The organism is Methylobacterium sp. UNC378MF, assembly GCF_900103195.1.
GTDB lineage: Bacteria > Pseudomonadota > Alphaproteobacteria > Rhizobiales > Beijerinckiaceae > Methylobacterium.
Map to the genome: position 1 here is coordinate 30,757 of NZ_FMWU01000026.1, position 25,539 is coordinate 56,295.

The 25,539-nt window shown below is 68.7% G+C and carries 19 protein-coding genes and 2 tRNA genes; 4 read left to right on the top strand and 17 right to left on the bottom strand.

All coding sequences use genetic code 11. The annotated features are described in order from the left end of the window. Positions 1-64 precede the first annotated feature (64 nt). The 4 genes from BLT59_RS23660 to BLT59_RS23675 form a co-directional block, all read right to left on the bottom strand. Positions 65-1,747 (bottom strand): cation acetate symporter, encoded by a 1,683-nt coding sequence (locus BLT59_RS23660; protein WP_091786477.1) that lies wholly within the window; start codon positions 1,745-1,747, stop codon positions 65-67. Next, entirely contained in the window at positions 1,744-2,115 is a 372-nt protein-coding gene (locus tag BLT59_RS23665) for a DUF485 domain-containing protein (RefSeq protein ID WP_091786480.1), read from the bottom strand. The genes BLT59_RS23660 and BLT59_RS23665 overlap by 4 nt, the downstream gene beginning before the upstream one ends. Positions 2,116-2,252: 137 nt before the next feature. After that, positions 2,253-4,199 carry an acetate--CoA ligase gene (gene acs / locus BLT59_RS23670; protein ID WP_091786483.1) on the bottom strand — a complete coding sequence of 649 codons (1,947 nt, stop codon included), beginning with the start codon at positions 4,197-4,199 and terminating at the stop codon, positions 2,253-2,255. 502 nt (positions 4,200-4,701) lie between these two features. Beyond that, positions 4,702-7,200 (bottom strand): PAS domain-containing protein, encoded by a 2,499-nt coding sequence (locus tag BLT59_RS23675; protein ID WP_244514123.1) that lies wholly within the window; start codon positions 7,198-7,200, stop codon positions 4,702-4,704. 260 nt (positions 7,201-7,460) lie between these two features. Here BLT59_RS23675 and BLT59_RS23680 point away from each other — a divergent pair, with 260 nt between their 5' ends. Next, positions 7,461-7,949: a phasin gene (locus BLT59_RS23680; protein WP_091786489.1), complete on the top strand. Its 489-nt coding sequence runs from the start codon at positions 7,461-7,463 to the stop codon at positions 7,947-7,949. A gap of 130 nt (positions 7,950-8,079) precedes the next feature. Next, positions 8,080-8,415 (top strand): hypothetical protein, encoded by a 336-nt coding sequence (locus BLT59_RS23685; RefSeq protein WP_175544112.1) that lies wholly within the window; start codon positions 8,080-8,082, stop codon positions 8,413-8,415. Between the two features lie 83 nt (positions 8,416-8,498). Here the strand turns inward: BLT59_RS23685 and BLT59_RS23690 are convergent, their stop codons facing one another. The 5 genes from BLT59_RS23690 to BLT59_RS23710 form a co-directional block, all read right to left on the bottom strand. Beyond that, complete coding sequence (locus BLT59_RS23690; protein WP_091786492.1) at positions 8,499-9,146, bottom strand: L,D-transpeptidase; 648 nt, start codon at positions 9,144-9,146, stop codon at positions 8,499-8,501. Between the two features lie 147 nt (positions 9,147-9,293). Further along, on the bottom strand, positions 9,294-10,112 hold the full coding sequence (locus BLT59_RS23695; protein WP_091786600.1) for a transglutaminase domain-containing protein: 819 nt from the start codon (positions 10,110-10,112) through the stop codon (positions 9,294-9,296). Positions 10,113-10,189: 77 nt separating this feature from the next. After that, complete coding sequence (locus BLT59_RS23700) at positions 10,190-11,119, bottom strand: transglutaminase family protein (RefSeq protein WP_091786496.1); 930 nt, start codon at positions 11,117-11,119, stop codon at positions 10,190-10,192. Between the two features lie 219 nt (positions 11,120-11,338). Beyond that, a complete protein-coding gene (locus tag BLT59_RS23705) occupies positions 11,339-11,935 on the bottom strand; it encodes a response regulator (RefSeq protein ID WP_091786499.1) in 597 nt (198 codons plus the stop codon). Between the two features lie 118 nt (positions 11,936-12,053). Continuing rightward, positions 12,054-13,220, bottom strand: coding sequence for a transglycosylase SLT domain-containing protein (locus tag BLT59_RS23710; RefSeq protein WP_091786502.1), 1,167 nt, complete (start codon positions 13,218-13,220; stop codon positions 12,054-12,056). A gap of 229 nt (positions 13,221-13,449) precedes the next feature. Here BLT59_RS23710 and alaS point away from each other — a divergent pair, with 229 nt between their 5' ends. Then, positions 13,450-16,128, top strand: coding sequence for an alanine--tRNA ligase (gene alaS / locus BLT59_RS23715; RefSeq protein WP_091786505.1), 2,679 nt, complete (start codon positions 13,450-13,452; stop codon positions 16,126-16,128). Between the two features lie 47 nt (positions 16,129-16,175). Here the strand turns inward: alaS and BLT59_RS23720 are convergent, their stop codons facing one another. The 5 genes from BLT59_RS23720 to mdeB all read right to left on the bottom strand — a co-directional run bounded on the left by BLT59_RS23720 (position 16,176) and on the right by mdeB (position 23,854). Continuing rightward, positions 16,176-16,586 carry a DUF2147 domain-containing protein gene (locus BLT59_RS23720; RefSeq protein ID WP_091786508.1) on the bottom strand — a complete coding sequence of 137 codons (411 nt, stop codon included), beginning with the start codon at positions 16,584-16,586 and terminating at the stop codon, positions 16,176-16,178. A 33-nt stretch (positions 16,587-16,619) separates the two neighbouring features. Then, positions 16,620-17,174, bottom strand: a complete 555-nt coding sequence (locus BLT59_RS23725) for a hypothetical protein (RefSeq protein ID WP_244514126.1) — start codon at positions 17,172-17,174, stop codon at positions 16,620-16,622. A 545-nt stretch (positions 17,175-17,719) separates the two neighbouring features. Continuing rightward, positions 17,720-19,453 carry a dihydrolipoyl dehydrogenase gene (lpdA, locus tag BLT59_RS23730; protein ID WP_091786511.1) on the bottom strand — a complete coding sequence of 578 codons (1,734 nt, stop codon included), beginning with the start codon at positions 19,451-19,453 and terminating at the stop codon, positions 17,720-17,722. 11 nt (positions 19,454-19,464) lie between these two features. Then, positions 19,465-20,841, bottom strand: coding sequence for a 2-oxo acid dehydrogenase subunit E2 (locus BLT59_RS23735; protein WP_091786514.1), 1,377 nt, complete (start codon positions 20,839-20,841; stop codon positions 19,465-19,467). Positions 20,842-21,166: 325 nt separating this feature from the next. After that, entirely contained in the window at positions 21,167-23,854 is a 2,688-nt protein-coding gene (gene mdeB / locus BLT59_RS23740; RefSeq protein ID WP_091786607.1) for an alpha-ketoglutarate dehydrogenase, read from the bottom strand. Positions 23,855-24,053: 199 nt separating this feature from the next. Between mdeB and BLT59_RS23745 the strand changes: the two genes are divergently transcribed. Then, positions 24,054-24,542, top strand: coding sequence for an Lrp/AsnC family transcriptional regulator (locus BLT59_RS23745; RefSeq protein WP_091786517.1), 489 nt, complete (start codon positions 24,054-24,056; stop codon positions 24,540-24,542). Positions 24,543-24,668: 126 nt separating this feature from the next. On the opposite strand, the gene BLT59_RS23750 is transcribed toward BLT59_RS23745, so the two are convergent. The 3 genes from BLT59_RS23750 to BLT59_RS23760 form a co-directional block, all read right to left on the bottom strand. Beyond that, a tRNA-Ala gene (locus BLT59_RS23750) sits at positions 24,669-24,744 on the bottom strand. Positions 24,745-24,799: 55 nt separating this feature from the next. Next, positions 24,800-24,875 (bottom strand) — tRNA-Ala (locus tag BLT59_RS23755). A 165-nt stretch (positions 24,876-25,040) separates the two neighbouring features. Beyond that, a complete protein-coding gene (locus tag BLT59_RS23760; protein WP_091786521.1) occupies positions 25,041-25,427 on the bottom strand; it encodes a TIGR02300 family protein in 387 nt (128 codons plus the stop codon). Positions 25,428-25,539: the final 112 nt, after the last annotated feature.

Here is a 25,539-nt window from a genome sequence, read left to right on the forward strand (position 1 = left end):
CCGGAACGACAGAGGGCGCGGCTCTCGCCGCGCCCTCCGCCGGTCCGGTGTTTCGGTGTTGGGATCAGTGCGCGTGCGCGCCCGCTGCCCCGATCCCGGTTTCCGAGCGCACATATTGCGCCTCGAAGGCCGCCCGCTCGCGCTGGGCCCTGCGGGACTTGTCCATCGTGGACACGACCCAGATCGTCGCGAAGGCCAGCGGCATCGAGAACAGCGCCGGATTGTCGTAGGGGAAAAGCGGCGCCGGGTTGCCCAGCGTCGACACCCAGACGGCCTTCGACAGCACCACCATGATGACCGCCGCCAGAAGTCCGACGAGGCCGCCGGCCAGCGCACCCCAGGTTGTGGTACCGCGCCACAGGATCGACATGGCGAGGACCGGGAAGTTGCAGCTCGCCGCCACCGCAAAGGCGAGGCCCACCATGAAGGCGACGTTCTGGTTCTCGAACACGTAGCCGAGATAGATCGCCACGATGCCGATCACCACCGCCGAGAGCTTCGACAGGTTGACCTCATGCTTCTCGGTGGTGCGCCCACGGGCGATGACCTGGGCGTAGAGGTCGTGGCTGATGGCCGAGGCGCCCGCGAGCGTCAGGCCGGCCACCACTGCCAGGATCGTGGCGAAGGCCACGGCGGAGATGAACCCGAGGAAGTACGGGCCGCCCACCGCATTGGCGAGGTTCACCGCCACCATGTTGGTGCCGCCGATCATGTCCTTCAGCTTGTCGAAGGTGCCGGCCGCGCCGAGCTTGAAGTAGCTCGGATCCGACATCAGCAGGGCGATGCCGCCGAAGCCGATGATGAAGGTCAGGATGTAGAAGTAGCCGATCAGGCCGGTGGCGTAGAACACCGACTTGCGCGCAGCCTGCGCATCCGAGACCGTGAAGAACCGCATCAGGATGTGCGGCAGGCCGGCGGTGCCGAACATCAGGCCGACGCCGAGCGAGATCGCTTCCACCGGGTTCGAGACGAGGCCGCCCGGAGCCATGATGGCGTCGCCCTTCGGATGGACCTGCACGGCGTTGGCGAACAAAGCCTCCGGGTTGAAGCCGTACTTCAGCAGCACCGCGCCGGCCATGAAGGTCGCGCCGCCCAAGAGCAGGCAGGCCTTGATCACCTGCACCCAGGTGGTCGCCTTCATGCCGCCGAAGGCGACGTAGACGATCATCAGGACGCCGACGATGATCACCGCGTAGAGGTAGGGCAGTCCGAACAGGAGCTGGATCAGCTTCCCCGCGCCGACCATCTGGGCGATCAGGTAGAAGGCCACCACCACCAGGGTGCCCACCGCCGAGATGATGCGGATCGCGGTCTGGTCGAGGCGGAAGCTCGCCACGTCGGCGAAGGTGAACTTGCCGAGGTTGCGCAGGCGCTCGGCGATCAGGAACAGCACGATCGGCCAGCCGACCAGGAAGCCCGTCGAGTAGATCAAGCCGTCGAAGCCGGAGGTGTAGACGAGTCCCGAGATACCGAGGAACGAGGCCGCCGACATGTAGTCGCCGGCGATCGCCAGCGCGTTCGTTCCGGCCGAGATGCCGCCGCCCGCCGCGTAGAAGTCGGCGGCCGACTTGGTGCCCTTGGCCGCCTTGTAGGTGATGCCCAGCGTCAGCAGCACGAAGAACAGGAACATCAGGATGGCCGGCCAGTTCGTGGCCGATTGCTGCACGGCGCCGAGATCCGGGCCGGCGGCGTAGGCCGCGCCCGCCGCAATCGTGGCGAGCGTCAGACCGAGGAGGAGGCGGTTCATCGGGCGACGCTCCGCTTGAGGGCGTCGCTCAGCGCGTCGAAGCGCGTGTTGGCGCGGGCCACATAGATGCCGGTGAGCGCGAAGGCGAACAGGATCACGAACACGCCCGCGAACAGCCCCAGGGAGGCGGTGCCGCCAACCTTCACGGCAAGCAGCGACTTGTCGAAGGCGATGAGGCCGATGAAGCCGAAATAGACGACGAGCATCAGGATCGTCAGGATCCAGGCGAACCGGGTGCGCTCGCCGACGAGATGCTGGAATTCGGGGGTCCGGACAATCCGCTCGACCTGCGGATCGACGTCCGTTCCGGGTGGGCGTGTTCCCGGGGGCGCCGTGCGCCCTCGAAGGCCGACTGTCGTGCCGCTCATGGCTGTTCCTCCCGCGAGGGCATGCTCTCGGCCCCCCGGTTCGTCGCGTTGAAATTCGTGGTTCTTGTTGGAGGCGGGCGCCCCCCTTGGTGCCCGCCCCGGTCCGGACCTGCGCCGCCGCGGCGGCGCAGGTGCGATCACGGTCGGTTCTGCCGGTTTTCGATCAGGTCGTCGACCACGGCCGGCTCGGCCAGCGTCGAGGTGTCACCGAGCGATCCGAAATCGTCCTCGGCGATCTTACGCAGGATCCGGCGCATGATCTTGCCCGAACGGGTCTTGGGCAGGCCCGGGGCGAACTGGATCAGGTCGGGGGAGGCGATCGGCCCGATATCCTTGCGAACCCAGGTCACGAGCTCCTTGCGCAGGGCGTCGTCGCCCTCCTCGCCGTCGTTGAGGGTGACGTAGGCGTAGATGCCCTGGCCCTTCACGTTGTGCGGGTAGCCCACCACCGCCGCCTCGGCGACCTTCGGGTGCGCGACCAGCGACGACTCGACCTCGGCGGTGCCCATGCGGTGGCCCGAGACGTTGATGACGTCGTCGACCCGGCCGGTGATCCAGTAATAGCCGTCGGCATCACGCCGGGCGCCGTCGCCGGTGAAGTACTTGCCCGGATAGGTCGAGAAGTAGGTCTGCTCGAAGCGCTCGTGATCGCCGTAGACCGTGCGCATCTGGCCCGGCCAGGAATCCGCGATGCACAGGTTGCCTTCGCAGGGGCCTTGCAGGACCTTGCCCTCGGCGTCGACCATCTCGGGCTTCACGCCGAAGAACGGCCGGGTCGCCGAGCCGGGCTTGAGCGCGGTCGCGCCCGGCAGCGGGGTGATCAGGATGCCGCCGGTTTCGGTCTGCCACCACGTGTCGACGATCGAGCAGCGCTGATCGCCGACCACGTTGTAGTACCACTCCCAGGCTTCCGGATTGATCGGCTCGCCGACCGAGCCCAGTACGCGCAGCGAAGCCCGCGAAGTCTTCTTCACCGGGCCTTCGCCGCCGCCCATCAGGGAGCGGATGGCAGTCGGCGCCGTGTAGAAGATGTTGACCTTGTGCTTGTCGACCACCTCCCAGAAGCGGGAGGTCGACGGGTAGGTCGGGATGCCCTCGAACATCAGCGTCGTGGCGCCGTTCGCGAGCGGCCCGTACACGATGTAGCTGTGGCCGGTGACCCAGCCGACATCGGCCGTGCACCAGTACACGTCGCCCTCGCGGTAATCGAAGACGTACTCGTGCGTCATCGACGCGTAGACGAGGTAGCCGCCCGTGGTGTGTACCACGCCTTTCGGCTGACCGGTCGATCCCGAGGTGTAGAGGATGAAGAGCGGGTGCTCGGCCTCCACCGCCACGGCAGGGCACTCGTCGGTCACCTGCTCGGCGGCCTCGTCGTAGTAGACGTCGCGGCCCGCCTCCATGGCGACGCTGCCGCCCGTGCGGCGCACGACGATCACGTGGTCGACGAGATCGGCGTCGAGCCTCTTGATCGCCTCGTCGACATTGGCCTTCAGCGGCACCTTGCGGCCACCGCGCAGGCCCTCGTCGGCGGTGATCACGACCTTCGAGCCGCAGCCCTGAATGCGGGAGGCGAGCGAGTCGGGCGAGAAACCGCCGAACACGATGGCGTGGATCGCCCCGAGCCGCGCGCAGGCGAGCATCGCGTAGGCGGCCTCCGGAATCATGGGCATGTAGAGCGTGACCCGATCGCCTTTGCCGACGCCCCGGTTGCGCAGGACGTTGGCCATCCGGCAGACCTGCGCGTGCAGCTCCCGGTAGCTGATAAGCTTGGACTCGGCGGGGTTGTCGCCCTCCCAGATGATCGCGGTCTGATCGCCGCGGGTCTCCAGATGGCGGTCGATGCAGTTATGAGCAACGTTGGTCGTGCCGTCCTCGAACCACTTGATCGAGACCTTCCCGGGCTCGAAGCTCGTGTTCTTCACCTTGGAGAACGGCTTCATCCAGTCGATGCGCTTGCCGTGCTCGGCCCAGAACGCTGTGGGATCGGCGACCGAAGCCGCGTACATCTCCCGGTACTTGGCATCGTCGACATGCGCGCCCTCGCGCCACGCGGACTGAACCTCAATCAGCTTGCCTTCCATGGCGTTCCATCCCTGTTTTGGTGCCCGATCGTATCGCGGTCTCCGCCGCGCAGCCAGGACTTCCAAAGTAACGTAGCCGACAATCTACGATGACGATATCATCGCAGTTTTGCGCGGGCCTGTGCAGCTCAATTCCCATGAATAGATTGGGCGCAATGTAAGAGCTGATTGAGGCTTCGATGCTGCGCTGTCAAGCGCGGCTGGCCGCGCGACCTGTCACCCGCAGCCCTCTGTTTCCGCCTCCTGCGACTATCGCCGACCCCGGGGCGCGCACCCCGGCCGGGCCGGCTGAGCGTTGCGCACCGGGCACGGTTATCGGCCGCTCCGAAATCTGTCCGAAGCCTGTTCCGTGTCGGCACATCGCGGCCAGTTCGCCTTGTCCTCTCGGGCGCGCCTGCGGCGCCCCGGAACGACGGAGCGGCTCACCGGGTGCATCGATCGCCGACGCTTTGTCCGATGCGTCAGGCCAGAGGCGGCACGCGGCCGTGAACGGTCGGGAGCCCTAACCATTCGCCGCACGTCGCGTGGGCATGATGATCTCCACAAGCGTGCCGTCTTCCGGACGTGCCGAGAACTGGAGGCGTCCGCCGTTGGCCTCCACCAGTGCCCGCGGCAGCGCAAGTCCCTCCTCGACATCCCCCTTCGGAGCTTCCACCCGCGGGACATGCCCTGCACCGGTATCGCGCACCCTCAGGGCGATCGCCGCCCGCTCGGCCGAACCGGTCGACACGATGATCTGGCTACCGGCCGCCGAGCGCCGGATCGCGTTCTCGATCACGAGGCTCGCCGCACGACTGACGGAGCGCTCGTCGGCCTCCAGGTCGCCGATGTCGGCGGAAAAACTCGTCCGCATGACGATGCGGCCCCGCGCCGCCTCACCCTGGAGCCGGGCGACGCAATCCGCGACGACGTCGTTGAGGTCGAGGGCCTGCGGTTCCAGGCGCAGAGCCCCGGCCTCGACGGCTGCGAGGTCCAGAAGCTTGCCAACACGCTCCAGCATCATCTCGCCCGAGGCTTTGATCTCGGCGAGGCAACCCCGGTAGCGCGCGTCGCCGAGCGGGCCGAAAGGCTCCTTCAGCATCGCTGCGGCGAGATCGATCATCCCGGAAAGGGGTTCACGGACGGCGCTGTCGAGTCGTCCGAGCGCACCGCGCCGACCCGGTTCATGTGCCGGGCTGTCGACTGCGCTCGGCGCAACGGCCTCGCGGTCGACGCGCGCGAGCACGGCCACGTGTCGACCTTGAGCTTGAGCCGCCGCCACGGTGAGCGACACGGGTTCGCCGGCAAGGAGGACGGTGCGCTGCCGAGGAGGCGCGCCGCGAAGGCCGTCGGCGACAGCCAGGACGCTCTGTCGATCGAACAGGCTGACGAAACTGCTGCCGACAATCTCGCGCGGATCGCAGCCGAACAGGCCGGCCGCGGCACGGTTGAGCGCGACGATGCGACCAGCCCCGTCGACGGTGACGACCCCGGTCTCGATCGCGTCCAGGGCCGCCTCGGCGCTGGCCGTCCGCTCGATCTGGGCCGCTCGGGCGAGACGTTCGGCGGTGAGCGCATCCACGACGTCGGCCTCGTCAACAGGCCGGATGACCAGACAGGTGGCGGGCATGCCGGCCCAAGCGGAGGCGCTCGCGAGGATTTCCACCGGCCGCGCGGCGCCATCGGCTGTCGTGACGGTCGTTCGGCGTGTCGGCGCAGCGCGTGCCTCCGTGGGTGTGACACCCGGAAGCAAGCGGGAAAGTCCAGTTCGCGCGAGGCTCGGCAGGTCGGGGAGGCCGCTCAAGTCGAGCAAGGCCCGGTTCGCGGCGACGATCGTGCCGTCACGATGGAGGAGCACGGGCAGCGGCAGGCCGGCGAGGAGTTCAGAATCCGGAAGCGGCACAGCCTGGGATTCCGGATCGGCGCTTGCCGCGGCGATCTCCACCGCCGCATCGTCGGGTTCCGCCGGTATCTCTGCCGGATTGGTCTGCGGGGTGGGGAACGGCATCACCGCGCCACCCTCGATCTTCGGCGTTCCAGATCCGGATTCGGCCTCGTCGCCGGCGTAGCGAGCGCCCAGCGCCCGGGCGATCTCGCGGAATGCGGCATGCTCGTCGTTCGACAGCGGAGCCGCAACGGGTTCCGGATCGACGGCGGCCTGCATATCGGCCTCGACCGACATCGGCGAGCCGGTAGCGTGCGCGGCATCTGCGCGTGCCCCCGTGGCCGCCTCCGGCGCCGGCTCTGCCGGCACGAGCGAAACGCTGGTGTTGGCCGGCATACTCCGGATCAGGCCGAAACCGGCAAATGCCGCGTCGCCCCGTCCCAGCGGGGCACCGGACAGATCAACTCGGAATGGCCCGGTGCCGCCATCGAGCAATGCCGGTTCGCCGCGGAAGGTGCGCCCTTCGTGCAGGGCGGCCAGCACGGCGTCTGCGCCGGACAGGCGCCCGCTCGCGGCCAGATCCTGCCAGCGCTGGCCCACGAGCCCCACGAGAGCCTCCGGCCCGGTGAGGTCGGTCAGGACCCCCGTGGCATCGATCCGCCACAGAAAGCGATCGTCGCGCCGGAGAGGCGCGGCGGGCGCCGATTGCGATGGCACGCACTCCGCCGGAGGACGCTCCGCGTGGCGAACAGGGCGGGAGCGGGCGGTCGCCACCGGCCCCGTCCCGATAACCAAGATCGCAGGCCGGCCGTCGGCCTGTTCGCCGCGAGCCAGCCAGCACAGCACGGGCGGCGCGATCCGACGGACACCCAGACGCAGGCGTGCGAGGCGGGGGGTGGCGTCGCGCGCCGCAGCCGTCACGATCTGGTGGATCAGGCGGCCGAGGGAGGGGCCGGCCAGCGCCTCGGCGACAGGGGCTGCCGCCTCGGACGCGTACAGGATCCGACCCGCTGACGGATCGACCACAAGATGCAGAGAGTCGGGCGCGCCCAGCGCGGCGGACAGCGCCGGCTGCCGCTCCCAATTCGCGAAGGCAGCCGCAAGCCCGGGTTGGGCTGCACTGGCCGTCGGTGTCACTGTCGTCTCCAAAGCCGGCGACCTCGAACCCACACGCAAACCTGTACGCTCCGCGAGCCCGCTCTGCCCGAGAAACACTGGCGACCGAAGCCCTATTGTAAACTCCCTCGCGTCGCGGCGCTGGACTCTCGGCGCAACCGTCACACGTTTACGTTATGTCAACCTTAACGCCATCGGCGCGGGTGGCATATGGCGGCGAATCAGTTATTGTGCACCGCACAAAGCGCCATCCACAGGCTAATCAAGAGAGGAGACGAAGCATGAGCAACCCCCCGAACTATGAAGTTCCGGCCGAGATGCGCGACTTCGCCGAGAAGAGTGTCGAGCAGGCCCGCAAGGCCTTCGACAGCTTCATCGGCGCGGCGCGTCGCACCGCCGACACCGTGCAGGGTTCGGCCGAGCTGGCCCGCTCGAACGCGCTGGACGTCTCCTCGCGCGGCTTCGAATATGCCGAGCAGAACGTCAACGCGGCGTTCGACCTCGCCCAGAAGCTGGTGCGCGCCAAGGACGTACAAGAGGCGATGCAGCATCAGGCCGAGTTCGTCCGCAGCCAGTTCGCTGCCATCCAGGCTCAGGCCAAGGAGTTCAGCGGCCTCGCGCAGAGCGCGATGCAGCAGGGTGCCGAGCGCGCGAAGTCGGCGATGCAGCAGGGCGCCGATGAGGCTCGCAAGGCCATGGAGCAGGGTCAGGACGCCGCCAAGCAGACTGCTCAGAACGCTCAGGACGCCGCCGAGCGCGCGACGCACTAAGATCCGCACTGAGCAACCACGCTGCGGCCCGCTTCCGGTCTCCGGGGCGGGCCGTCTCGTTTTCGCCGGTATTGCCGCCGAGAGCCGCCGGGCGGACGCGTTGGCTCCGCGCCGAGCGAAGGTTTCAGGGATGCGCCTCACTGTTTTCGGCCGGTCCGGCCTGCGTGGACCTTTCCGGGGGGCGGTCGCCGCGCTGGCGCTCGCTGTCATCATGCCGGGCGGTGCGGCACGGGCCCAATACTACGACGATCCGGGATACGACGGCGGATACCGGCCGGTGCCACTCCGGGCGCAGCGGGCACCTGTCGGCTACAATTGCGATGCCATCCAGCAGGGCATCACCGGCCCGAAGCCGTTCTCCTGTCCGCTGCCGGGGCCCCGGCCCCTCGGCGTGCGCTGCTTCTGCGACCTTCCGATCGCCTCGTTCAGCCCGCCGCAGACGGCTGTCGGGCACGTCGTCCCGTGAAGCAACGGGCCGCCCACCCGCCGGGGTGATGCGGCCCTCTCGAGCCATGCAGGCTCCGGCGCGGGTGACCCCGCGCCCTCAGCTCAGTTCAGGACGACAACCTTCGCGCCGACCTTCACCCGCTCGTACAGATCGGTGACGTCGTCGTTTGTCATGCGGATGCAGCCCGACGACACCGCCTGACCGATCGTATCCGGCTCGTTGGAGCCGTGAATGCGGTACTCGGTGTTGCCGATATACATGGCCCGGGCCCCGAGGGGATTCTCGATGCCACCCGCCATGTAGCGCGGCAGGTCGGGACGACGGGCGATCATGGCCTTCGGGGGAGTCCACGACGGCCATTCGCGCTTGGCGGTGATCTTGTTGGTGCCGCTCCAGCTGAAACCAGGGCGGCCGACACCGACGCCGTAGCGCAGCGCCTGACCGTTGCCGAGGACGAAGTACAGGCGCCGTTCGGCGGTGGAGACCACGATGGTGCCGGGCGCGTAGGGGGCGTTGAACGCAACGACCTCACGGGGAATCGGCTGCACCTGTGCCTGAGGCGCCGCCTGCACACCCTGGCCGTAGCCCGGGGCGTAAGTGCCCTGGTAACCGTACTGTCCCTGATCCGAGTAGTACTCGTCGGCATTGTCCGTACCGAAGGGATCGTACGACGAAGCGGCAAGGGCCGGCGTCGCGGCAAGAACAGCCACGCCGAGAAGCGCGCCGAGTGCGGTGACCGAGGTCTTCATGAGTGGCCTGCCTGTGCAATAACCTTTGCCATTACAAGCGTGAGCATAGGCAGGCAGTTCCACGCTCCCGCCCAGAATTTGCTGTCCGGAGGAATACGCCGGCCTGCTTGGCCGTGCGGTGCGTAAGGTCACGAAGGCGCGAGCGGCTCACGCAATCTCGTCTGTGTGAACATCGAACCGGGCCAGGTGGGCGTAGCCGAAATTGGTGGAGATCGCGCAATCGGTGGCATCGCGGCCGCGGGCCATGACGATCCGGCCGATGCGGGGCCGGTTGTGCCGGGCGTCGAACGTGTACCAGCGCGGCCCGTCGGGCCCTTCGAGGAAGACTTCGAACCACGCGGAGAAGTCCATCGGCGCCGGGTCCTTCGGAACGCCGATATCGCCGAGGTAGCCGGTGGCGTAGCGCGCCGGGATGTTCATGCACCGGCACAGGGTGATCGCCAGATGCGCGAAGTCGCGGCACACACCCTCGCGCTGCATGAAGGCGTCGTGCGCGCTCCGGGTGGCGTCGGCGCGCTGGTAGTCAAAGCGGATCCGCTCATGCGTGTAATCGACGATCGCTTGGACCCGCGCCCATCCTTCCGGCGTGCCGCCGAACAGAGACCAGGCCGTCTGGGAGAGCTTGTCGGTGTCGCAATAGCGTGAGCCCAGGAGGAAGATGAGCACGTCGTCCGGCAGGTCCTGAACCGGGATCTGGCGGGCCTCCGGCGCGACCGGGTCCGGCAGGCCCGAATCCCGAACGGTGAAATCCGCCGAGACCGTCAGCTGCCCGGGTGGCGCGATGATCCGATGGCAGATGTTGCCAAAGACATCCCGGTATTCGCGTGCCGAAAGCGGAGGATCGAAACTGATCTGATGTGGGCTCAGCAGGTCTTCGATACGCGATGGATGGATGTTCAACATCAGGATCATCGGCGTCGGCTGCGACAGCGTGAAGGCAATATCGAAACCCGTCCTGATCTTCATCGCGGCCACCCTGTTCTGTCGCCTTCCGCGCGGAGTCGCCACGCACGCTCGTTGAGGGTCCGAAGAGGCGTCGGGACTCAACGCACCGGGGGCGTCGGCGGCCCCTGCGCGCTGTGGGCAGTCACCCCGTCGGCGGTCAGCTCCACCACATCGACATCGACGCGCATGCCGAGATCGTCGCTGCCGAGGCCGAAGAAGGAACCGTGCAGCGGCACGGCCTGGGCGGGGTCGCGCGTCACCGCCACGCGGATCAGGTCGCGATTGCCGACGATGCCGTTGGTCGGGTCGAATTCGACCCAACCCGCGCCCGGGAGATAGACCTGCAACCACGCATGGGTGGAGCCGCCGCCCACATGACGGGCGCGGTCATTCCGGGGATTATAGAGGTATCCGGAGACGAAGCGGGCAGCCATGCCGAGCGCCCGCACGCCCTCCATCATGAGCACCGCGAAGTCCCGACAGGATCCGAGCTTCGTCCGCAGTGTCGTCAGGGGATCTTGTACGCCTTTCTCGGAGCGCGCGAGGTAGGTGAAGTTCGCCCGTACGCTGCGGGTCATAGCGGCCAGTAGCTCCTGCGTCGGGATGCGTCCCTGCGGCGGCAGGAAACTCCGCGCCCAGGCATCGACCTCGTGGTGCGGGTCGGGCCATTGACGCTCGATGGAGCGGGCAAGGTCCGGCATGTCCTCGGCGCCATAACCGAACGGATAATGGGTCGCGTGCGGCGCGAGCGGGAAGACCGGTGCGTGTTCCGGGGTATGGTCGAGGGTGATGCCGCAGGCGAAGGTCAGGGTCTCGGCGCGGGTGTCGAAAGTCGTCACCGCCACGCAGTTGCCGAACACATCGAACAGCCAGCGCAGCGAGGCCGGTTCCGGCGCGATGTCGAGGGTCGCCGCGATCAGACGCTGATCGTAGCTGTCGCGCGGCCGGAACATGATCCGGTGCTCGCCGAAGGCGACCGGACGCCGGTACCGGTAGACCGTTCGGTGGCGGACGGAGAGGATCGGCAAGTGTGCAGGCTCCGGGCTCGCGCCGACGCGATCATCAGGGATGCAAGGGTCGGGCCCACCGGCGCGCAGCTCCTGCAGACGCGTGGGCCGGACACGCCGCTCGCTTCTGTCCGGCTCGCCACCTTGAGCCTTGCTGGACGTGCGCTGCGGTTCCGGATTCCGGGCGATCCTGCGCAGGTCTGGAACGATGACAGTGGGAGGGAAAGGTGGCAGACCGGCTCAGACCACCGGCGGTGCCGGATCCGCCGCAGCGCGCTCGGCCTCGACAAGCACGTCGAAGGGGCGCCACGGCTTGGCGATGAACACCGCTTCAGCTGGCAGATCGGGGCGCGGCAGCCCATGGCCAGAGGTCACCACCAGCCGTGCCCGAGGCCACAGGGTCGCCACCGCGCGGGCGAGCTGAAGGCCATCCATCTGGCCGGCCAGCCGGACATCGGCGAAGACAAACGCAACGTCGCCGCCGCGCGCCTGCAGAACCGACAGAGCCGCCTCGGCGCTGTCGCATCCGACAACGTCGAGTTCCGTCTCTTCCAGCAGGGTCTCGGCCAGGGCCCGGATCTCGGGATCGTCCTCCACGACGAGGGCGAGGCGCGGAGGCTCGGTTCCGGCCGCCGCGGCGCTCGGCTCGCTCTGAGCCGCGGCCTCGCCCTCGCTCTGCCGGACGCGCCGGACCAGCGAGGCGAGATGTTCCGGCAGTCCCTCGGACACGAGATTATCGTAGAATGACGCCAGTGTCTGACCGATCTGATCGAGCGGAATACCGGGCGACAGCGTATCGGTGAGCGGCAGGGGTGCGCTCGTCTGGTGCTTTTTCAAGGACTTCCCCCGAAGTCGACTTTCGCGCCGCCGGAAGACGCGGCTCCCGAGGAGGAAAGTCGGCAACCCGTCGCTGGTTGCGCCGGGCTCTCGGAATACGCTCGGCATCACCGAGCCGTTATTGCGTGGCGAGGCCGGCCTCGGCGTCCGCGTAAGCCATGATTCCGGACACTTCGCGGACGTTCTGATAGCGCGTTCCGCGGGTACTCATCATCGCCTCGAACTTCTCGTGGACCTGTGCCACCGACAGGCTCATGGGCTTGCGGTGACGGCCGCGCCCGACAAAGCGTCCTGCGGCGAAGAAGATCGAGCGGTTGGCCCGAGCCGGACCGGGGAGCAGGGCTGCCGCAGCGGCGGCTGGCTTGTTCACGACGTTGGCGAGGAATTCCTCGGCATCGTCCCGTCCGAGGAAGTGGGCGAGGTAGATCTCGCCGAGAGTCAGATCGCGGCCGATGCGCAGAGCGATGCGACCCGCATCGCGCTTCAGCATCTCGCCGGCCATCAGGGCCGAGAGATACGGGTCGCGGCGCAGTTCCAACACCCGAGCGCGTTCGGCCGAATCGGTGATCACCGGCCGATCGTTGGCGTCAGACGTGATCAGCGCGGCTTCCTTCTCCAGCCCGTACTTGGCGCCGAAGTCACGCACCACGCCGAGCCAAGTCCGCTCGATGAACTGATAGAGGCCGGTCGCCGAGGAGGTCTTGGCCTGGACCGCCGTGACGAAGCTGGATTCCTTGTCGGCCACCGCCATCAGGAGCACCGGATCGGTCTGGACGGCCTGGGCCGCCCGGACGATCGTCTGCACGAGGTGGCGCCGGATCTTCATCGGGCCGAATTCGAGGATGTCGTTCGGATCGCCGACGGCGCTCTCGGACAGCAGGAAGTCGTACGACACGCGGTCGACCGTGTTGGAGCCGAGTTCGGTGTCGAGGTCGTGCACCGGGGCGAAGCTGGCGGCTGCGCGCAGCGGCGTCTGCTCCAGCGGGGTAGCGAGGGCAACGGTGTGGATGCGCGGGCGCGGCATCGGCAGCTCGGTCGCCGCCTCGGCGGTGGATACTGCCGGAGACAAGCCGACCTTGGCGAGGTCGATGCCCGATCCGATCAGCGCCGCACTGATACCGCCGGCGATCATCGATACGGTGAGCAACGAGCGGAACAGCGCCGGGCGGCTGCCGTGAGCGCGGCCCAGCATGGGCTGCGCGGCGATCACGTCGGCGCGGCCGGCGCCGAAATGGCCCTGCTTACCGGTGATGGTCCTCGGCGATCCGACCGTGCGCCCCTGCATCGTTATCCCGACTCTCCACACGCCGTAGTGGCGCTACGGACTCACCATCGCTTGACAGATGTGGCGACAACACGGCCGTGCTTGTGGCCGAGTTGCGACGTCCCGGGGAGATTTCGCGGCAGCCCGCCCGTGACTCACGCGGCATCCCTCCTTAAGAGGGCGCCATGCGGGTGCCGGGCGGATGACGCGCGGCCGCCCTTTCCCATCTATCCTGCCAGAGTCAGCCCTGATGAGCGGCGTCAACGAGATCCGGTCGACCTTCCTCGACTACTTCGCCAAGGCGGGGCACGAAATCGTGCCCTCGTCGAGCCTCGTGCCGAAGAACGATCCGACGCTGATGTTCACGAACGCCGGCATGGTGCAGTTCAAGAACGTCTTCACCGGGATGGAGAAGCGTGCCTACGATCGGGCCACGACCGCGCAGAAATGCGTGCGGGCGGGCGGCAAGCACAACGACCTCGACAATGTCGGGTACACGGCGCGCCACCATACGTTCTTCGAGATGCTCGGCAACTTCTCGTTCGGCGATTACTTCAAGGACCGCGCCATCGAGCTGGCCTGGACGCTGATCACCAAGGAGTTCGGCCTCAAGCCCGACCGATTGCTGGTGACCGTCTACGCGGATGACGACGAGGCCGCCGGCCTCTGGAAGAAGATCGCCGGCTTCTCCGACGAGAAGATCATACGGATCGGGACTTCCGACAATTTCTGGCAGATGGGCGATACCGGCCCCTGCGGTCCGTGCTCGGAGATCTTCATCGACCAGGGCCCGGCGCTCCGGGGCGGACCGCCCGGCTCGCCGGACGAGGACGGTGATCGGTTCCTCGAGTTCTGGAACCTCGTGTTCATGCAGTACGAGCAACTGGAGCCGGGTTCGCGTAACCCGCTGCCGCGGCCGTCGATCGACACCGGCATGGGCCTCGAGCGCATGGCGGCAATCCTCCAGGGCGTTCATTCGAACTACGATACCGACCTGTTCCGCGCCCTGATTGATGCCGTTGCACACGCAATCTCACGGGCGCCCGAGGCGGCGACGATGGCGTCCTACCGGGTGATCGCAGATCACCTGCGCGCTGCCTCCTTCCTGGTGGCCGACGGCGTGCTGCCGGGCAACGAGGGGCGCGGCTACGTGCTCCGCCGGATCATGCGCCGGGCCATGCGTCACGCTGAAATCCTGGGCGCTCGCGAGCCCACCATGTTCCGCCTCGTGCCGACGCTGGTGCGCGAGATGGGCCAGGCCTATCCCGAGCTGATGCGGGCCGAGAGCCTGATCGCCGAGACTCTCAAGCTGGAGGAGACCCGCTTCCGCCGCACCCTAGAGCGGGGCCTCTCGATCCTCGACGCCGAGAGCCGTGACCTCAAGGAGGGCGACAAGCTCTCCGGCGAGACCGCTTTCACGCTCTATGACACCTATGGTTTTCCCCTCGACCTGACCCAGGACGCCCTCAAGGCGCGGGGCATCGGCGTCGACACCGATGCCTTCTCGGCCGCGATGCAGCGCCAGAAGCAGGCGGCCCGCGAGGCCTGGAAGGGCTCGGGTGAGGCGGCCACCGAGACCGTGTGGTTCGGGCTGCGCGAGCGCATCGGCGCCACCGAGTTCCTCGGCTACGAGACCGAGACGGCCGAAGGCATCGTCACGGCCCTGTTGCGCGACGGCGCAGAGGTGCAGAGCCTCGATGCCGGCCAGACCGGCCTCGCCCTCGTCAACCAGACGCCGTTCTACGCCGAGTCGGGTGGTCAGGTCGGCGATACCGGGCTGATCCTGGCGCCGGGCGTTCGGGCGCGGGTCACCGACACCCAGAAGAAGCTCGGTGACGTGTTCGTCCACCACGTGACGGTGGAGGAGGGGCGGTTGAGCCTCGACCACCCGGTGGAGCTGAAGGTCGACCACGCCCGCCGCAGGGCGATCCGGGCCAACCACTCGGCCACCCACCTCCTGCACGAGGCCCTGCGGCAGGTGCTGGGCGACCACGTCGCCCAGAAGGGATCGCTGGTGAGCCCGGACCGCCTGCGATTCGATATCAGTCATCCGAAGCCGATCGAGGCGGACGAACTCGCGCGGGTCGAGGACATAGCCAACGCGGTGCTGCTCCAGAACGCGCCCGTCGCGACCAAGCTGATGGCGGTGGACGATGCCATCGCATCGGGCGCCCGGGCTCTGTTCGGCGAGAAGTACGGTGACGAGGTGCGCGTGGTGTCCATGGGGCTGCCGCTCGACGGTGAGGCCGGTTCGGGACGGCCGAAGAATTTCTCCGTTGAGCTCTGCGGCGGCACCCATGCGGCGCGCACGGGCGATATCGGCGCGATCACTGTGGTCGCGGAGAGCGCGGTGGGCGCGGGCGTCCGCCGGATCGAGGCGCTGACGGCCGACGCAGCGCGTCGCCACCGCAGCGAAGAGGCGCGGACGCTTGCGGCGCTGGCCGGCATTCTGAAGGCCCCGGTCTCGGAGGCGCCCGACCGCCTGACGGCCCTGATGGAAGATCGGCGCCGCCTGGAGCGCGAGCTGGCCGAGACCCGCCGCAAGCTCGCCATGGGCGGCGAGGGCGGCCCTGGTGCGGGTGCGCGGCAATCCGAGGTCGGCGGCGTGGCCTTTCGCCGCTCGGTCATCGAGGGTCTCGACATGCGCGACCTCAAGCCGATCGTCGACGAGGAGAAGAAGCGTCTCGGTTCCGGCATCGTCGCGGTGGTCGGCGTGGGACCCGACGGGAAGGCAGGGCTGGTGGTCGGCGTCACCGACGACCTGACCGAGCGTTACGACGCGGTCGGGCTGGTCCGGGCCGGTGCCGGCGCACTCGGCGGCAAGGGCGGCGGGGGCCGGCGCGACATGGCGCAGGCCGGCGGTCCCAACGGCGCGGGTGCGGAAGCGGCCCTCGACGCCGTCGAGCAGGCCCTGACCGAGGCCGCGTGAGGCGGGTTCGGTCGAGCCGCCCTAGCGGTGGTCGTGTCCGCGGGTGATCACTTCACCCGCGTCCAAGTCTGCCGCTTGCAAAAGACGCTCATCACACAGCCCGCCACTTCGAGGGTGTTGGCGCTGGTGAGCTTGAGCGAGCCGGAATAGGTCTTCCCGTCGTTCGGGTTGTAGAGCGTGCCGCTGAAGCCGGCCCCGTCGCCCTGCGGCGCGCTGAGGATCTGGACGCCGACCACGCTGCGCGTGCGCAGGGCCGGATCCGGGTTCTTCGCGTCGAGCCCCTTGCCGGGGGCGCTCACGATCGTCCCGCAGAAGCCGCTGCCGCAGGGCGCGATCCGGACCCGCGACGTGCCGGTCTCCGTGAGCCAGATCCCGGACGGGTCGGCGGCCTGCGCCGTGCCGCAGAGCAGGCCTGCCGCGAGCGCCGCCAGAACCGTCCGACTTACCGTGACACGCATGCTGTTCCTCCCACTGTTGTTCTTCGTGTCTGCTCAGCGTGACGCCTGAGGCAGCGCACTGCCCAGATAGGTCTCCACCACCTCGCAGAAGGGCTGGCCCGCGCCGGTCGACAGCACGGCGTCGACCTCGAACAGCGGGTCAGTCGGCCCGGGGGCCACGTCGCGACTCGGGCCACGGACTGCCACCGTGCTGCGCACCGGCGCCAGCGAGCGAACGACCCGGCCGAACGGTGTGCGGGTGCCGTCCAGGGTCGCATTCATTTCGGGTGTCAGCCGCGCCGGCACGTACCAGTTATCCGCCTCCGACAGGACGCGGCCCCCGCAGGCGAGGCGGACCCGCCGATATCGCACCGGCTCGTCCGGGCCGATGGCCAGCCGGACCCGCTGCGCGGCCGTGAGCGGCTTGTCTGGAACGGCCAAGCGCTCGGCGACGAGATGTGGATCTGCGGCCAGCTTGTGGTCGGCGCACCAGCTCTCGAGGGCAAAGGTCGCGCTGTGTGCGGCGAGGATCCGGCTCCGCAGGGATGCGATCAGCGCGTCGTCGCGCGTTTCCCTCGTGGAATCGCCGGCTGCGGACGCTTGCGCCATGGCGTCGCGCGGCGCGCTCACCGCCAGCACCGACAGTATAGCGGCCAGCGCCAGGCGGATCGGCAAGCTTTCCGATGCCATGCGTGAACTCCGATCAAGTCGAGGCTCAGTCGAAGTCGACCGTCGGAACAGCGGTCCACAGCGCCACGGCATCTCGACACATATCCTCCCCCGACGCGGCGCCGGCTTCAGTTCGGTGGCCGCCGCGTCGATGCCCGGCGATACGCGCCAGCCGAGACGGTCCTCGACCGGCAACGCGGCCGTGTCCGAGATCTAGCCAGGAAATCCCGAGCGGTCGAGATGCGCCGCCTATGAGCCAGTCCGCGAAGGCGCGTTGGCGGATTGCGGGTGCGGACGTGGCGTACGGCAATCACGCCGTCCTTCCGGGAAGGCGCAGGCCAGCCCGGACTCCGGAACCGCCGGCGATTCCGCGGCATGCCCGCGTGGCGGTTCTGGGTTCCGGGCCCTGCTGCGCAGTCCCGGAAAGGCGGGAGAGTCCAGCCAAGGCGCAGCTGCTCCCGCCTACCCGCGCTGATGGCCCTGGCTTACGCCCGACGCGCGGCCGCGGGGAGATCGGTGCAGAGGCCGAGGGCGACTTCGGCGGTCAGCCCGATCGTCTCGCCCAGCGTCGGGTGCGGGTGGATCGTGCGGCCGATATCGGCAGCGTCCGCCCCGAGTTCGATGGCCAGCGCGATTTCGCCGAGCATGTCGCCGGCGCTCGGACCGACGATGGCGCCGCCGACGACCCGCTTGGTCGCGGCATCGAACAGCAGCTTGGTCAGGCCGTAATCCGCGCCGTTGGCGATGGCCCGGCCCGATGCCGCCCAGGGGAAGCGCGCGACCTCCACGGTCCGTCCGGCCGCCTTGGCGGCGCTCTCGGTGAGGCCGACCCAGGCGATCTCCGGATCCGTGTAGGCCACGGAGGGGATCACGGCGGCATCGAAGCCGGCCCTGTGGCCGGCCGCCACCTCGGCGGCGACATGGCCCTGGTGAACGGCCTTGTGGGCGAGCATCGGCTGGCCGACGATGTCGCCGATGGCGAAGATGTGGGGCACGCTGGTGCGCATCTGCGCGTCGACGGGAACGAAGCCGTTCTCCACCGCCACCCCGGCGGCATCGAGCCCCAGACCCGCGCCGTTCGGGCGCCGGCCCGCCGCCTGCAGCACGAGGTCGTAGGTCTGCGTTTCGGCGTCGCCCGCCAGTGCGACCGTGATCCCGTCGGGTCCGGCCGTCGCGGACACGACCTCGGCGCCGGTCCGGACCCGGTCGAACCGATGGGCGTTCCGCTTCGTCCAGATCGCCACGAGGTCGCGGTCGACCCCCTCCAGCAGGTTGGGCAGGCGCTCGACCACGTCCACCCGGGCGCCGAGCGCGCTGTAGACGGTTGCCATCTCCAGGCCGATGATGCCGCCGCCGATCACCAGCAGGCGCTTCGGCGCGAAGGGCAAGTCCAGCGCCCCCGTCGAGTTCACGATCCGCGGATCCTCCGGCAGCATCGAGAGGGCCACCGGGGACGAGCCGGCGGCCACGATGGCGCGCGCGAAGGCAAGGCTCCGCTCCCCTCCAGCGTGGAGCGCGACGGTGACGGCGTTCGCCCCTGTAAAGCGCGCGGTGCCGCGGACCACCTCCACCTTCCGCTGGCGCGCCATCTGGGCGAGCCCGTCGGTGAGGCGGCGGACGGTGCCGGCCTTGAAGGCCCGAAGCTTCTCAAGGTCGACCGACGGGGCGCCGAAGCTGATCCCGTGCGCGGCGAGGCGGGCAGCTTCCTCGGTCACGGCGGCCACATGGAGCAGCGCCTTCGAGGGGATACACCCGACGTTGAGGCAGACGCCGCCGAGCGTCGCGTCGCGCTCGACGAGGATTACCCGCTTCCCGAGATCGGCGGCGCGGAAGGCCGCCGCGTAGCCGCCGGGGCCACCTCCGATCACCAAGACGTCGCAGGCTCCGTCGCCATGCCCATCCTTCGACGGTACGATCGCCGCCGGTGCCGGCTCTGCAGTGCCGGCTCGGGATTCAGCCCTGGACTGCGCCGCCGGCTCCTCGGCCGCGAGCCGGGCGACGAGCGTGCCGGCCGAGACCGTGTCGCCGAGGCCGACCAGCATCTCCACGAGGCGGCCGGCGACGGGGGAGGGGATGTCCAGCGTCGCCTTGTCGGATTCGACAACCAGCAGAGTCTGGTCCTTGGCGATCGACTGGCCGGCGGTCACCGGAATCTCGATCACGGGAACGTCGGCATAATCGCCGAGATCGGGAACGCGGATGTCGAAGGTCTCGGGCATGGCGGGTGCGGTCACAGGAGGGCGCGGCGCAGGTCCGAGAGGACCGAGGCCACGTGGCCGAGGAAGCGGGCAGCAGCGACGCCGTCCACCACGCGATGGTCCCAGGACAGGCTGAGCGGCAGGATCAGGCGCGGCTGGAACGCCTTGCCGTCCCACACCGCCTCTGTCCGCGAGCGCGCCGCGCCCAGGATTGCGACTTCGGGAGCGTTGATGATCGGCGTGAAGCCGTCGCCGCCGATCCCGCCGAGCGACGATACGGAGAAGCAGCCGCCCTGCATGTCGGAGCCCGCGAGAGTTCCCGCCCGGGCCTTCTCGGCCATCTCTGCCATCTCGGTGGCGATCTCGATCAGTCCCTTGCGGTCGCAGTCGCGCACCACCGGCACCATCAGACCCTTCGGCGTATCCACCGCGAAGCCGACATGGACATAGTCCTTCAGGACGAGGTCGCCGCCTTCCAGGGACGTGTTGAACCGCGGGTAGGCACGCAGCGCCGAGGCCGCCGCCTTGATCAGGAAGGCCACCATGGTGACACGGGCCGGCGGCGTCCGAGTCTCCCTATTGAGCCCGACGCGGAACGCCTCGATCTCGGTGACGTCGGCCCGGTCGAAGTTGGTGACGTGAGGGATCGTGAGCCAGTTGCGGCTGAGATTGGCTCCCGAGATCGTCTGGATCCGCGAGAGCGGTTCGCGCCGCACCGGCCCGTACTTGGCGAAATCCACTTCCGGCCACGGCGGGAGGCCGGCGCCGATGCCGGACGCGGCGACGGGCTGCGAGGCGGGAGTGCCAAGCGCCGCCTTGACGAAAGCGTGCACGTCCTCGCGCAGGATTCGCCCCTTCGGCCCGCTGGCGGCCACGCGGTCGAGACCCACGCCGAGCTCGCGGGCGAGCTGGCGGACGGACGGGCTGGCATGCACCTCGCCCCGGGTTGCTTGGATCGAATCGGCTTGCGTCGTTTCCGGTAAGACGCGACCGGCTTCCTCACCCGCGCGGGAGAGAGCCGGGATGAGGGGGGCGACCTCTCCGGATGGTTCTCTCCCGTTATTCTGTCCCTCTCCCGCTGGAGAGCGGGGACCAGCGCTCTGCTTGGAAGCCGACGGCGTGTCGGCCGCGGCAGGCGCTTCCGCCGCAGGTGTGGCCCCACCGCCCTCAGCCGGCTCGACCGTTAGGATCGGCGTGCCCTCGGAAACCTTGGAGCCCACGGCAACCAGCAATTCGCGCACGATGCCGGCGACCGGGGAGGGAACCTCCATGGTGGCCTTGTCGGATTCGATGCTGAGGATCAGGTCATCCACCGCGAGGCGGTCGCCGGGCTTCACCAGAAGCTCGATGACCGGCACGTCCCGGTAATCGCCGATATCCGGAAGGGCGATCTGCAGCGCGGCGCTCATGAGGGCGATTTCCCGTAGCTGGGCAAATGGGTGGCGAAGCGGTTTGGCGTACCGGCGGTGCGCTGCCGGGCCTCTTGAATGTCTGCCTTGAACCGTCTTCGCCTCGGCATTCCGGACGTGACGGTCTGACGACCAATCCCGTCAGTCCGGGGCTCGCGGCAGGCGGGGCCCCTGTATCCAGAACCACGGGTGGTCCGTGATGAGAGGGCAGCGGGCCGTCCCGGCCCGGCAAGCGCGGCGATTCTGAATTCCGAACTCCGCTGCGCGGTCGCGGATGACGGCGTGCCGTGTTCGAGCGATGCCTCCGTCGGTGCATCACCAAGGACTAGATCGTCCACGGCGCCGGCGCGTCGGCCGCGATGCCGTAGCGGCGGATCGCATCCGCAACCGTAGCGCGCGGCATCGTCCCGGTCTCGGCCAGGGCGTGCAGGGCGGCGATGACCACGTGCTGCCGGTCGACCTCGAAGAACCGGCGGAGCGCGTTGCGGGTGTCGCTGCGCCCGAACCCGTCGGTGCCGAGGGCGACGAAGCGCGTGCCGACATAGGAGGCGATCAGCTGCGGGTAGGCCCGGACGTAGTCGCTCGCCGCGACGATGGGCGCCGTGCCCGGCAGCAGCGCCGCCACGTGGCTGATGGGCGCCTCGGCCTTCGGGTTGAGCATCGCCCGCCGCTCGGCCTCGCGGGCGTCGCGGGCCAGCTCGCTGAAGCTCGTCACGCTGAACACCTCGGCCACGACGCCGAAATCCTGCGCGAGCAGTTCCGCCGCCGCGATCACCTCCGGCAGGATCGCCCCGGAGCCGAGGAGCCGCACGGCGGCAGCGCCTGCGCCTTGCCCGGCCTCCGGCCCCGACAGCCGGTACATGCCCTTCAGGATCCCGGCCTCCGCCCCCTGCGGCATGGAGGGCTGGGCGTAGTTCTCGTTCATCGCGGTGAGATAGTAGAAGGCGTCCTCGCCCTCCTCCATCATCGCCCGGGCGCCCCGGTCGACGATCACCGCCATCTCGTACGCGAAGGCCGGATCGTAGGCCCGGCAATTCGGGATCGCGGCCGCCGCGAGATGGCTCGACCCGTCCTGGTGCTGCAGGCCCTCGCCGCCGAGAGTGGTTCGGCCCGCCGTGGCGCCGATCAGGAAGCCGCGGGCCCGCTGGTCGGCCGCCGCCCAGATCAGGTCGCCGACCCGCTGGAAGCCGAACATCGAGTAGTAGATGTAGAAGGGCAGCATCGACAGGCCGTGGACGCTGTAGGACGTGGCCGCCGCCGTCCAGGACGAGATCGCCCCGGCCTCGGTGATGCCTTCCTCCAGAAGCTGCCCGTCCCGGGCCTCGCGGTAGTAGAGCATCGAGCCGGCATCCTCCGGCTCGTAGAGCTGCCCCTGCGGCGCGTAGATCCCGACCTGCCGGAACAGGTTGGCCATGCCGAAGGTCCGCGCCTCGTCGGCGACGATCGGGACGATGCGCGGCCCGAGATCCTTGTGCTTCAGGAGATTGCCGAACAGGCGCACCACCGCCGTGGTGGTCGACATCTCCTTGCCGCCCGCTTCGAGGGCGAAGCCCGCGTAGGTCGAGAGCGCCGGGACGGCGACGGTCGGCGCCGTGCGGCGGCGGGCCGGCAGGACGCCGCCGAGCGTCTCGCGGCGCTCGCGCAGGTAGCGCATCTCGGCGCCGTCCTCGGCCGGCTTGTAGAAGGCCAGACCTTCGACCTGCGCGTCCGAGAGCGGCAAGGCGAAGCGGTCACGGAAGGCGCGGAGTGCATCGACGTCGAGCTTCTTGGCCTGGTGGGCGGTCATGCGCGACTCGCCCGCGCCGCCCATCCCGTAGCCTTTCTTGGTCTTGGCCAGGATTACCGTCGGACGGCCCTTCGTGGCCTTGGCCGCGGCGAAGGCGGCGTAGAGCTTGCGGAAATCGTGGCCGCCGCGTTTGAGCCGGTCAACATCGGCATCCGACATGTGGGCGACGAGTTCGCGCACCTCCGGATCCTCACCGAAGAAGTGGGCGAGGTTATAGGCACCGTCCTTGGCGCCAAGCGTCTGGTACTTGCCGTCGACGGTGTCGGCGAAGCGCCGCAGCAGGGCGTGGTTGGTGTCGCGGGCGAAAATCCCGTCCCATTCCGAGCCCCACAGCACCTTGATGACGTTCCAGCCCGCGCCCCGGAATAGGCTCTCCAGCTCCTGGATGATCTGGCCATTGCCGCGCACCGGGCCGTCGAGCCGCTGCAGGTTGCAGTTGATGACGAAGGTCAGGTTGTCGAGGTTCTCGCGGGCCGCCAGAGCGAGGCCGCCGATCGACTCGGGCTCGTCCATCTCGCCGTCGCCGAACACGCCCCAGACATGCCGCCCTGACGTGTCGGCGAGGCCCCGGTCGGCGAGGTAGCGCATGAAACGTGCCTGGTAGACGGCGTGGATCGGCCCGATGCCCATGGAGCCGGTGGGAACCTGCCAGAAATCCGGCATCAGCCAGGGATGCGGGTAGGAGCAGAGGCCGTCGCCCGCGATTTCCTGGCGGTAATGCTTCAGCTGCTCTTCGGAAAGCCGGCCTTCGAGGAAGGCGCGGGCGTAGACACCGGGTGCCGAGTGTGGCTGGAAATAGACGAGGTCGCCATCCGCCCCGCCCTTGAAAAAGTGGTTGAATCCGACCTCGAACAGCTCCGCCGCCGAGGCGTAGCTCGCCACGTGGCCGCCGAGTTCCCCGTAAGCCATGTTCGCCCGCACCACCATGGCGAGCGCGTTCCATCGCATGATCGAGGTCAGGCGCTCCTCGATGTCGAGGTCGCCCGGGTAGCGCGGCTGCTTCTCCAGGGCGATCGTGTTCCGGTAGGGCGAGTAGGGCAGCGCCTCGTCGAGGATGCCGATCTCTTTCGAGCGCCGCTCCAGGCGGTCGAGGATGAACCGGGCCCGGGCCGCGCCCTCGGTGCGGAAGACCGACTCCAGCGCGGCGAGCCAGTCCTGGGTCTCGGCCGGGTCGTGATCCACCTCGGCGGACCGCGCAATCGTGGCGTTCGGCGGTATGGCGTTCATTGGCGCGGCCTCCCTGGTCGGCTCGATCATACGGGGATCGCGGCGGGGGGACATGCCGAATATTTGCTGTGACGCCGCCGTCAGCGGATTGATATACCGCGATATCGCCGACAGGCGGCAAATCATGCCGCATTGGGCGTCGGCCCCGGCCCTGTGCCGTGAGGCCGCGCAACGCGGCGGGAGACCGGAGACCGAACCCATGCCCGCACGTCCGGCCCCCCTCGACGCCGCAAGCCTGCGGATCCTGGAATGCCTGCAGCAGGACAGCGAGATCAGCATCGCCGATCTCGCCGAGCGGGTGGGCCTGTCGACGTCGCCGTGCTGGCGGCGCGTCAACGACCTGAAGGAGGCGGGGGTGATCCGCGGCTGCGTGGCGGTGGTCGACCCGCTGAGCCTCGGGCTCGCGGTCAACGTGTTCGTTCACGTGTCGCTGGAGAAGCAGACCCAGGCCGCGCTCCAGGCCTTCGACGAGGCGGTGCGCAGCCGCCCGGAGGTGATGGAGTGCTACCTGATGAGTGGCGAGGCCGACTACATGCTGCGGGTCGTGGTCGAGGATCTGGGCCAGTACCAGAAGCTGGTCCTCGACCACCTCACGCGGATCCCCGGCGTGGCCAACATTCGCTCGAGCTTCGCGCTGGGGCAGGTAAAGTACACGACCGCGCTGCCGCTCGGACACCTGGCCCGCTGACGGAGCGCGGCCGCACGCCGCGTCAAGGGGCAGGCGCTTCGGCGGACGATGTCGAAATCTGGAAGATCCTGGTCTCGGTTGCGGAGACCGGTAAGCGCCGCGTCGCGCGCGATAAGACGATAAGAATGGTGGAGCCTAACGGGATCGAACCGATGACCTCTTCCATGCCATGGAAGCGCTCTCCCAGCTGAGCTAAGGCCCCATTCATTTTGACAGCGGTTCACGTCCCGAAAGGGCCGTGTCGCGCGAGGGTGGGATGGTGGAGCCTAACGGGATCGAACCGATGACCTCTTCCATGCCATGGAAGCGCTCTCCCAGCTGAGCTAAGGCCCCACTTTACCATCCACCGCGGTTTGGGTACCGCTGGGTCTCGCCGAACCGGATCGCGGCCGGCGAGGCCGGTTCTATAGGCGGCTCGCACCGCGGACTCAACCCCCTTTCTACGCTGCCGCCGGGGGTTTTTTGCAGGGCGTTCCAGTCGGGGAGGCGGAGGCCGCCTCAGCCCTCCTCGTCGTTCTCGATATCGCCGTCGATCAGGTCGGAGACGTCGTCGTCGCCGGAATCCTCTTCCTCCAGGAAGGTGTCGTCGTCGGAGGAATCTCCGTCCTCGACCGCGTCGTCCTCGGGCGTCGGATCCGCGTCGTCCTCGGCGGCTTCGACTTCGTCGAGGGAGACCATCTCCGGCCCCTTCTCGTCCGTCTCGTCCTCATCGTCGTTAGTGGCCGGGCTGCGCGACAGCGCCGGGGGCGCCGCACGGCTGGAGGTGGCCACCGCCTGATAGGTCGCGCCGCATTTCGGGCAGACGGCGGGATCTCGGGCGAGGTCGTAGAACTTCGCGCCACAGCTCATGCACTGGCGCTTCAAGCCAAGTTCCGGTCGGGCCACGGGCGGACACCTCGTCGTCAATGCTGTCTCGGGGGAGGGGCCCCGTTAGTCGCGGTGGCGGCCCCTGTCAATCGAGCTCGCGCAGGGCGTTCCGGGCGTCGTGCCGGCGGCC